Here is a 9,489-nt window from a genome sequence, read left to right as displayed (position 1 = left end):
GCTACCGTGGCTGGCGGAGCCTGCGCCGCGGCGGAGATGTGGCAGCGCGAGCGCAGGCGCAGGCGCAGGGCGCGCTGGCCGCCGGCGCCGGCGACCGGCCGACGCTGCTGCAGGCGCGTGCGCACAGCGCCGAACGCGAACTCGCCGCGCTGGACGGCCTCGCCTCGGTCCTCGATGCGCTGGGCGCGCTGGAGGACGCCGTGCAGCGCCCGCTGTGGCCGGCGTCGCGCCTGCCGGATTCGGCGCGGCTGGCCGCCGCCCACACGCAAGGAGCTCCTGCCGATGTCCGCCACGACTGACCGTTCACGTCGCCTGCGCGCCGCGTTGGGCGCGCTGCTGCTATTCGCCGCCGGCGCGATCGACGCGCGCGCGCAGGACGCCGCACCGCCGCTGCAACTGGGTGCCGCCGAGGTGCGCGCGCTCGGCATCGTCGCCGCACCGCTGCGCGCGGTCACGCGGGGCGCGGCGAGCACCGGCTACGCGCAGGTGCAGGACGGCGCCGCGCTGCTCGCGCTGCTCGACGACGCCGCGGCGGCGCAGGCCGCGGCGCAGGCGTCCGCGGCCGAGGCGCAGCGCCTGCGCGGATTGCAGCGCGACCAGGACAACGCCTCGCTGCGCAGCGTGCAGGCTGCCGACGCGCAGGCCGCGGCGGACGCCGCCAGGGCGCGCAGTGCGGCGACGCGGATCGCGCTGGAGTGGTCGCCGGCGCTGCGCGCGCCGGCCCCGGCGCTGGTCGCCGCGCTGCGCGACGGCCGCGCGTTCCTGCTGCGGCTGGAGTTCGCCGACCGCGACGTGCGCCTCGCCGTCGGCGATCGCGCGCACCTCGTCCGGCTCGCCGACGACGGCGCCGTGCCGGACGCGCGCGTGCTCGGCCCGGCCGGCGGTGCGGCATCGGTGCTGAGCGGACCGGCCTGGCTGGCGGCGGTCGAGGCGACCGGCCTGCATGCGGGCGAACGCCTGCGCGCGCGTCTCGATGCCGCCGCGGCGCGCGGCGTGCTGCTGCCGGACGCGGCGGCGATCATGCTCGGCGGACGCCGCTGGGCCTACGTCGCCCTCGGTGGCGGACGCTACCAGCGCCGCGCGTTGCCGGCCGACGCCGTCGCGGTGGCCGGCGGCTGGCGCCTCGCGCACGGCTTCGCCGCGGGCGAGGCGGTGGTGGTGCAGGGCGCCGCGCAGCTCGTCGCCGCCGAGCGCAAGCCGGCGCCCGGCGCCGCCGACGAGGCGGATAGCGACTGATGCGCTGGCTGATCGCACACGCGCTGCGTGCGCGCGTCGGCATCGCCGTGCTGATGCTGCTCGGGCTGGTCGCCGGCGCGTTGGCGCTGCGCCGCGCGCCGTACGACGTGCTGCCCGACTTCGTGCCGCCGCAGGTGGACGTGCAGACCGAGGCGCCGGGCCTCGATCCGGAGCAGGTCGAGCAACTGGTGACGCGGCCGATCGAGGCCGCGTTGAACGGCGCGCAAGGTCTGGCGACGATGCGCTCGCAGTCGATTGCCGGCCTGTCGGTGGTGACGCTGGGCTTCGTCGAGGGCAGCGACCCCTACCGCGTGCGCCAGGGCGTGGCCGAGAAACTGGCCGACGCGCTGCCGCGACTGCCGGCCGGCGTCGGCGCGCCGAAGCTGTCGCCGCTGACCTCGGCGACGATGGACGTGCTGAAGCTCGGCTTGGTGTCCGACCGGGTCGATCCTATGGCGTTGCGCGACTACGCCGACTGGACGCTCAAGCCGGCGCTGCTCGCGGTGCCGGGCGCGGCGCGCGTCACCGTGTTCGGCGGCCAGGTGCGCGAGGTCGCGGTCGAGGTGCGGCCGCAGCGCCTGCTGGCGTACCGGCTGGCCTTGACCGACGTGCTCGATGCGGTGCGCCGCGCGCTCGTCGCGCACGGCGCCGGGTTTGTCGAAAGCGGTTCGCAGCGGCTGGAGCTGCGCGTGCCGCTGGCGGCCGACGCGGCGACGCTGGCGGCGGTGCCGCTGGCCGTGCGCGGCGCGCGCCCGCTCACCGTCGGCGACGTCGCCGACGTGCGCGACGCGCCGGCGCCGCTGTACGGCGATGCGCTGATCATGGGCCGGCCCGGCGTCCTGCTGACGGTGTCCGGCCAGTACGGCGCCAACACGCTGGCGGTGACGCGCGCGCTGGAGTCGCGTCTCGCCGAGCTGGCGCCGGGCATGCATGCGCGCGGCATCACGCTCTACCCGGAACTGCATCGTCCCGCCAGCTTCATCCTCACCGCGCTGGGCAACCTGCGCGATGCGCTGCTGCTCGGCGCCGCCTTCGTCGCCGCGGTGCTGCTGCTGTTCCTGCGCGACTGGCGCGCGGCGCTGGTGTCGTTCGTGGCGATCCCGCTGTCGCTGCTGGCGGCGGCGCCGCTGCTGGTGTGGGCCGGCATCAGCCTGAACGTGATGACGCTGGGCGGCTTCGCGGTGGCGCTGGGCGTGCTGGTCGACGACGCCATCATCGACGTCGAGAACATCCTGCGCCGGCTGCGCGCGGCGGGCGCCGCGCTCGACCTGCGCACGCGCCTGGCGATCGTGCTGGAAGCGTCGGTCGAGATCCGCAGCGCGATGGTCTACGCCACCGTGGTGGTGCTGCTGGTGTTCGTGCCGGTGCTGCTGCAGAGCGGCGTGACCGGGCGCTTCATCGCGCCGCTGGCGTGGGCGTTCATCCTGTCGGTGCTGGCCTCGTTGCTGGTGGCGATGGTGGTTACGCCGGCGCTGGCCGCGCTGCTGCTGGCGCGCGGCGCGCCGCGCGCGGAACCGCGCTGGCTGCAGCGCGCGCGCGCGCTGCAGGCGGCCATCGTGCAGCGCCTGGCGCGCCGTCCGTGGCGCGCGCTGGCGGCGCTGCTGGTCGCGTTCGCCGTGGTGGCCGGCCTTGCGCTGCGCGTCGAGGCGCAACTGCTGCCGGACTTTCGCGAGAGCCATTTCGTCGTGCAGATCGGCGCGCGCCAACCGGGCATGGCGCGCGCCGAGATGGTGCGCCTCGGCGAGGCGCTGAGCGCGCGCCTGCGCGCGCTGCCGCAGGTCGCCACGGTCGAGGAACAGATCGGCCGTTCGGAGTTGGGCGAGGACACCTGGACCGTCGACCGCGGCGAGCTGCACGTCGAGCTGAAGCATGATCCGTCGATCGACCAGGCGGCGGCGCAGGCGGCGATCCGTCGCGTGCTGGACGATTTCCCCAGCCTGCAGGGCGAGGTCGTCACCTTCATCGGCGACCGCCTCAGCGAGACGCTGACCGGCGAGACGACGCAGGTGGCGGTGCAGCTCTACGGCGACGATCTCGACGCGCTCGACCGCGCCGCACGGCAGGCGCGCACGGCGCTGGCCGCCGTGCCTGGCGTAGTCGATCTGCAGAGCAGCGCCGGCACGCGCGCGCCCGGCTACCGCCTGCAGACCGACGCCGCCGCGCTGACCGCCTACGGCGTTGATCCGCAGCAGCCGGCGACGCTGCTGGCGGCCGCCACGCTTGGCCTCGGCGCCGGCGATCTGTATGCCGACGACCGCACCGTGCCGGTGGTGGTGCGCCTCGCGCTGCCGCCCGATCACGTCGCCGCCGAGCTGCAGCACCAGCTGGTGCCGACCGCCGCCGAGGGCTACGTGCCGTTCGCGCGTCTTGCCACGCTGGTGCCGGAGGACGCGCGTCCGCAGATCCGCCACGACGGTGGTCGCCGCTACGCGACGGTCGGCTTCGACGTGCAGGGCCGCGGCATCGGCGCGGTGGTCGCCGACGCGCGCGCCGCGCTGACGCGCGCGGGCCTGCCGCAGGGCGTGGACGCCGCGTTCGGCGGCGTCGGCGCCGAGCAGCAGGCCGCGGCGTGGCGGCTGTGGCTGGCCAGCGCGGCGACCCTGGTGCTGATCGTGCTGGTGCTGGCGTCCGCCTTCCGCGAGCGCCGCTATGCCGCGCTGGTGCTGCTGAACCTGCCGTTCGCGCTGCTCGGCGCGCTGGCCGCGCTGCTGGTCAGCCGGCTGCCGCTCAGCATCGGCGCGGCGGTCGGCCTGGTCACGGTGTTCGGCATCAGCGCGCGCAACGCGATCCTGCTGCTGGCGCATTACGAGCAGCTCGAAACCGAAACCGGCGCGCGCCTCGATCTGGCGCTGGCGCAGCGCGGCGCCGCGGAGCGCCTGGTGCCGGTGCTGATGACCGCGCTGGTGTCCGCGCTGGGCCTGCTGCCGCTGGCGCTGGGCCTCGGCCGCGCCGGCTACGAGATCGAGGCGCCGCTGGCGATCGTCGTGCTCGGCGGCCTGGTCACGTCCACCGCGTTGAGCCTGCTGCTGCTGCCCGCGCTGGCCGCGCGCTGGCTGGACGCGCGCCGCTAGCGCGGCGCGCGTTGCCGGGCGCCGCCGGCTTGGCGGCATGTCAAGCGTGCTTGACACAATGCGGCGCGCCCGCGTAGCCTCGCATGTCAAGCAAACTTGACATACGGAGAGGCGCCGCCATGAACCGTTCCGTCCCCACATGCCAGATCCTGCCGTCGGCATGCCGCTGCGCGAGCGGCGCGGCCCGGTGTCCGGCATGAACGCGGCGCGCACGGCGCGGTTGACGACCCGCCAGTACCAGCGGCGGATGCTGGCCGCGACGGTGGTGTACGCGCTGGTGATGGTGCTGGCCTGGCCGCTGCTGCGCGAAACGCCGAGCCTGGCGCTGAAGGTCGCGCTGGCGCTGCTGCCGGTGCTGCCGATGCTGTACGTGATCGCGCTGATGGCGAAGCGCGTGCTGCGCAGCGACGAGCTGGAGCAGCGCACGCACCTGCTTGCGCTGGGCGTGGCCACCGCGGTTACCGGCGCGCTCAGCCTGGTCGGCGGATTCCTCGCCATCGCCCGGGTCGCGCCGCTGGGCGGCGACGCGCTGATCTGGGTGTTCCCGCTGCTGATGATCAGCTACGGCCTGGCGCGCGGCTGGATCGCGCGCCGCTACGGTGGCGACGCGCTGTGCGACGACGACGACGGCATGCCGCTGCACCGGCGCCTGTTCGTCGCCGCCGGGCTGATCGTCGCAGTCGCCGCGCTGGCCTGGTGGCGCGGCCGGGCCTTCGCGTTCGGCATGAGCGCCGGCATGGCCGCGACCTTCGCGCTGGCCGGCATCATGCTGATGCTGCGCCGCGCGCGTCGCGCGGGCGCCGCGCGGCGCTAGCCGATGGAGAACCGCGTCCGCGAACTGCGCGAGAAGCGCGGCTGGTCGCAGGCCGCGCTGGCCGAACACCTCGACGTCTCGCGGCAGACCGTCAACGCCATCGAGACCGGCAAGTACGATCCCAGTCTGCCGCTGGCGTTCCGCATCGCGCGCGTGTTCAGGCAGTCGATCGAGAACATCTTCGAGCCCGGGGAGGACGGGGGATGATGAAAGTACGCACACGGATCGCGCTGGCGCTGCTCGGCGCGGCGGTGGTGATCGGCGGCCAGTGGTGGCGCCACGCGCACGAGGGCGGCACGAACACAACGGATGCCGGCCCGGTCGCGGTGCAGACGGCACCGGGCACGCTGCGGCTCGGCACGCTGACCTTCACGGCCTGCCAGCTCGCGCAGAAGCATTCCGGCGCGACCACCGCCGCCTACTGCGCGCCGTTCGAGGTGCCGGAGAACCGGGACGCGCCGCAGGGTCGCCGCATCGCGCTGAAGCTGGCGCTGGTGAAGAGCGACGCCGCGGCGGCCGACAGCGACCTCGTCGTGTTCCTTGCCGGCGGTCCCGGCCAGGCCGCCACCGAGACCTGGCCGGCGATCGCCGACGCGTTGGCGCCGCTGCGCAAGCATCGTCACGTGCTGCTGCTGGACCAGCGCGGCACCGGCGGCTCCAACGCGCTGAGCTGCAAGCGCGCACGCGCGGCGGGCGAAGACGAGGCGCCGGGCTTCGACCCCGCGCGCATCCGCGCCGACACCCGCGACTGCCTCGCCGAAGTGGCGCAGAAGGCCGACCCGCGCTACTACACCACCAGCGACGCGGTGCGCGACCTGGAAGCCGTGCGCCAGGCGCTGGGCGCGCCGAAGTTCGACCTGGTCGGCGTTTCCTACGGCACGCGCGTGGCGCAGCAGTACCTGATGCGCCACCCGGACGGCGTGCGCAGCGCGGTGCTCGACAGCGTGGTGCCGAACGAGCTGGCGCTGGGCGAGGACTTCGCGCAGAACCTCGAAGCCGCGCTCAAGGCGCAGTTCGCCGCCTGCACCGCGACGCCCGCGTGCAGGCAGCGTTTCGGCGATCCCTACGCCACGCTGTTCAAGCTGCGCGACGCGCTGCGCGCGCAGCCGCAGACGGTGGGCTACCGCGATCCGGTCACGTTCCTGCCGGGTACGCGCAGGCTCGACGAGTTCGCGCTGGCCGGCCTGGTGCGCATGTTCGCCTACGCGCCCGAGACCAGCGCGCTGCTGCCGCTGACGCTGGACCAGGCCATGCAGGGCCACTACGGCCCGTTGATGGGGCAGGTGCGGCTGCTCAGCGACGACCTCGCCGAGACCCTGACCGGCGGCATGCAGTTGAGCGTGATCTGCGCCGAGGACGCCGACCTGCTGCGCGACCGCCCGCAGGACAAGGACACCCTGCTCGGCGACCTGCTGGTGCCGGCCTTCAAGGCGCAGTGCGAGGTCTGGCCGCACGGCGCGCGCCCGGCGGATTTCCACGCGCCGCTGCAAAGCGCTGCGCCGGTGCTGCTGCTGGAAGGCGAGCTCGACCCGGTCACGCCGCCGCGCTACGGCGAGCAGGTGCTGAAAGGCTTGCCGAACGGCCGCCTGCTGGTGGCCAAGGGCCAGGGCCACAACGTGATCGGCCGCGGCTGCATGCCCCGGCTGGTCGGCGCGTTCGTCGAGCGGCTCGATGCGAAGGCGCTCGACGCATCCTGCCTCGACGCGCTCGGCGCCATGCCCGCCTTCACCGACTTCAACGGAGCCGCGCCATGATCGAGCTGAGGGACCTGCACAAGGCGTTCGGCGCGGTGAAAGCCGTCGACGGCGTCTCGTTCGTCGCCCGCGACGGCGAGATCACCGGCCTGCTCGGCCCCAACGGCGCCGGCAAGACCACCACGCTGCGCATGCTCTACACGCTGATGGAACCCGACGCCGGCCAGGTGCTGGTCGACGGCATCGACGCGGTCGCCGACCCGGTCGCGGTGCGCCGCCGCCTCGGCGTGCTGCCGGACGCGCGCGGCCTGTACAAGCGCCTCACCGCGCGCGAGAACATCGCCTACTTCGGCCGCCTGCAGGGCCTCGATGCAACCACCCTGCGCGCGCGCAGCGAGGCGCTGATCGCAGCGCTCGACATGGGCGACATCGCCGACCGCCGCACCGAGGGCTTCTCGCAGGGCCAGCGCGTCAAGACCGCGATCGCGCGCGCGCTGGTGCACGACCCGCGCAACGTGATCCTCGACGAGCCGACCAACGGCCTCGACGTGATGGCCACGCGCGCAATGCGCGCCTTCCTGCGCCGGCTGAAGAACGAGGGTCGCTGCGTGCTGTTCTCCAGCCACATCATGCAGGAGGTGGTCGCGCTGTGCGACCGCATCGTGGTGATCGCGCGCGGCCGCGTGGTCGCCGACGGCAGCGCCGACGCGCTGCGCGCGCAGACCGGCGAGGCCAACCTGGAAGACGCGTTCGTGAAGATCATCGGCTCGGGGGAGGGGCTGGCCGCATGAAACCGGCATGGATCGTGTTCCTGAAGGAAGTGCGCGAGAACCTGCGCGACCGCCGCACCGTGCTGAACAGCCTGGTGGTCGGCCCGCTGCTGCCGGCGCTGATGTTCGTGATGCTGATCAACGTGATCGTCAGCCGCGAGCTGGCCAAGGCGGAGCAGCCGCTGCCGGTGCCGGTGGTCGGTGCCGAGCACGCGCCCAACCTGGTCGCCGCGCTGAGGCAGATGGGCGCGGTGATCAAGCCCGGGCCGGCCGACCCCGAGGCCGCGGTGCGCGCGCAGGACGCCGACCTGGTGTTGCGCATCCCGGCCAGTTACGCCGAGTCCTGGCGCAAGGGCGAGCCGGCGCAGGTGGAGCTGGTCTACGACGCCTCGCAGCGCGAAACCCAAGGCCCGGTCGGGCGCCTGCAGAAGATGCTGGAACTGTACGGCCAGCGCACCGCCGCGCTGCGCCTGGTCGCGCGCGGCATCTCGCCGGCGGTGACGCGGCCGGTCGCGGTGGCCGAGCGCGACCAGTCCACGCCGCAGAGCCGCGCCGGGCTGATGTTCATGATGCTGCCGTACTTCTTCGTGCTCAGCGCCTTCATCGGCGGCATGGCGCTGGCGATCGACACCACCGCCGGCGAGCGCGAGCGGCAGTCGCTGGAGCCGCTGTTCGCCAATCCGGCGCCGCGCTGGCAGATCCTCGCCGGCAAGCTCGGCGCGACCAGCGCGTTCGCCGCGGTCACGGTGCTGCTCAGCATCCTCGCGTTCGCCGCCGCCGGCCACTTCCTGCCGACCGAGAAGATCGGCATGGCGCTGCAGATCGGCCTGCGCTTCACCGCGACCACGCTGCTGGCGATGCTGCCGCTGGTCGCGCTGATGGCGGCGCTGCAGACGCTGGTGGCGGCGTTCGCCAAGAGCCACCGCGAGGCGCAGACGTACCTGTCGCTGCTGATGTTCGTGCCGGCGCTGCCGTCGATCCTGCTGTCGATCCTGCCGCTGAAGGCGCAACTGTGGATGTACGCGGTACCGGTGGTCGGGCAGACGCTGGCGATCACGCGGCTGCTGCGCGGTGACGCGGTCGCGGCGGCCGAGCTGGCCGCCTGCGTGGCCGGCAGCGCGGTTGCCGCGGCGCTCGCGATCGTCGTCACCGCGCGCATCTACCGCTCCGAGCGGCTGGCGATCTCGGCCTAGGCGCGCAGCGCCCGCCCCCCGCGGTCGCGGGGGCGGGCGGCGGGGGTCAGGCGAGGAACGGCAGCAGCGCCTCGGCGACCGCCTGCGGGCGCTCGAGGTGCAGGTGGTGGCCGCCGGCCATGCGCTGCACGCGGATGGCGGCGACGCAGGCGGCGCGCGCGTCCATCGTCGCGGTCGGCAGGTAAGGCGTGATCGGATCGGCGAGCAGCAGCAGGGTCGGCGCCGCGATGCCGGCGAGCAGGCGGCGCAACTGCGTTTCCTCGATGCGCAGCGGCGACGGCAGGGTCAGGCGCGGATCGCTGGACCAGGTGTGGCCGCCGGCGACCGCCTTCAGGCCGCGCTCGACGATCGGCCGCGCCTGCGCGGCATCGAGGCCGCCGGCGCGCACGCGCGCCTGTACCGCTTCCTCGACGTTCGCGAACACGCGCGCGCGCTTGTCCTCGGCGCCGCGGCGGCGCGCGATCGCGTCGCGGAAGCGCGCCAGCGTGTGCGCCGGGTCGTCGGCGATCGGGCCCAGCCCTTCGATCAGCGCCAGCCGCTCGATGCGCGCGGGCACCGCCGCGGCGAGCAGGCTGGCCACGCCCGCGCCGAGCGAATGGCCGAGCAGGCGGAAGCGGTCCAGGCCGAGCGCGTCGGCGGCGGCGCGCGCGATCTCCACGTAGTCGACGAAGTGGTAGTGCGCGCCGGCCGGCAGGTGCGCCGAGCGGCCGT

General features: G+C 74.5%; 8 protein-coding genes and 1 pseudogene. 8 read left to right on the top strand and 1 reads right to left on the bottom strand.

What is annotated here, in order from left to right; genetic code table 11:
• From ABFC67_RS07855 to ABFC67_RS07820, 8 genes and pseudogenes are all read left to right on the top strand, one after another.
• A pseudogene (locus ABFC67_RS07855) lies at positions 1–299 on the top strand (hypothetical protein); the annotation flags it as partial.
• The gene (locus ABFC67_RS07850) at positions 283–1,236 is read left to right on the top strand and encodes a hypothetical protein (protein ID WP_346737443.1); all 954 of its coding nucleotides are present in this window, start codon (positions 283–285) and stop codon (positions 1,234–1,236) included. The pseudogene ABFC67_RS07855 and the gene ABFC67_RS07850, both read left to right, overlap by 17 nt.
• A complete protein-coding gene (locus ABFC67_RS07845) occupies positions 1,236–4,307 on the top strand; it encodes an efflux RND transporter permease subunit (RefSeq protein WP_346737442.1) in 3,072 nt (1,023 codons plus the stop codon). Before ABFC67_RS07850 ends, ABFC67_RS07845 begins: the two co-directional genes overlap by 1 nt.
• 139 nt (positions 4,308–4,446) lie before the next feature.
• A complete protein-coding gene (locus tag ABFC67_RS07840; protein WP_346737441.1) occupies positions 4,447–5,121 on the top strand; it encodes a hypothetical protein in 675 nt (224 codons plus the stop codon).
• 3 nt (positions 5,122–5,124) lie between these two features.
• Entirely contained in the window at positions 5,125–5,328 is a 204-nt protein-coding gene (locus ABFC67_RS07835) for a helix-turn-helix transcriptional regulator (RefSeq protein WP_346737440.1), read from the top strand.
• Positions 5,328–6,875 (top strand): alpha/beta hydrolase, encoded by a 1,548-nt coding sequence (locus ABFC67_RS07830; protein ID WP_346737439.1) that lies wholly within the window; start codon positions 5,328–5,330, stop codon positions 6,873–6,875. Before ABFC67_RS07835 ends, ABFC67_RS07830 begins: the two co-directional genes overlap by 1 nt.
• A complete protein-coding gene (locus tag ABFC67_RS07825) occupies positions 6,872–7,606 on the top strand; it encodes an ATP-binding cassette domain-containing protein (RefSeq protein ID WP_346737438.1) in 735 nt (244 codons plus the stop codon). The genes ABFC67_RS07830 and ABFC67_RS07825 overlap by 4 nt, the downstream gene beginning before the upstream one ends.
• Entirely contained in the window at positions 7,603–8,778 is a 1,176-nt protein-coding gene (locus ABFC67_RS07820) for an ABC transporter permease (protein ID WP_346737437.1), read from the top strand. Before ABFC67_RS07825 ends, ABFC67_RS07820 begins: the two co-directional genes overlap by 4 nt.
• 46 nt (positions 8,779–8,824) lie before the next feature.
• Here ABFC67_RS07820 and ABFC67_RS07815 read toward each other — a convergent pair.
• Positions 8,825–9,489, bottom strand: a 665-nt coding sequence (locus ABFC67_RS07815) for an alpha/beta fold hydrolase (protein ID WP_346737436.1), incomplete at its 5' end; no start/stop codon positions are given.

Source organism: Mizugakiibacter sp., from assembly GCF_039680435.1.
Lineage (GTDB): Bacteria > Pseudomonadota > Gammaproteobacteria > Xanthomonadales > Rhodanobacteraceae > Mizugakiibacter.
The sequence above is the reverse complement of the archived record's forward strand: the minus strand, read 5'-3'. Positions and strand labels throughout refer to the sequence as shown.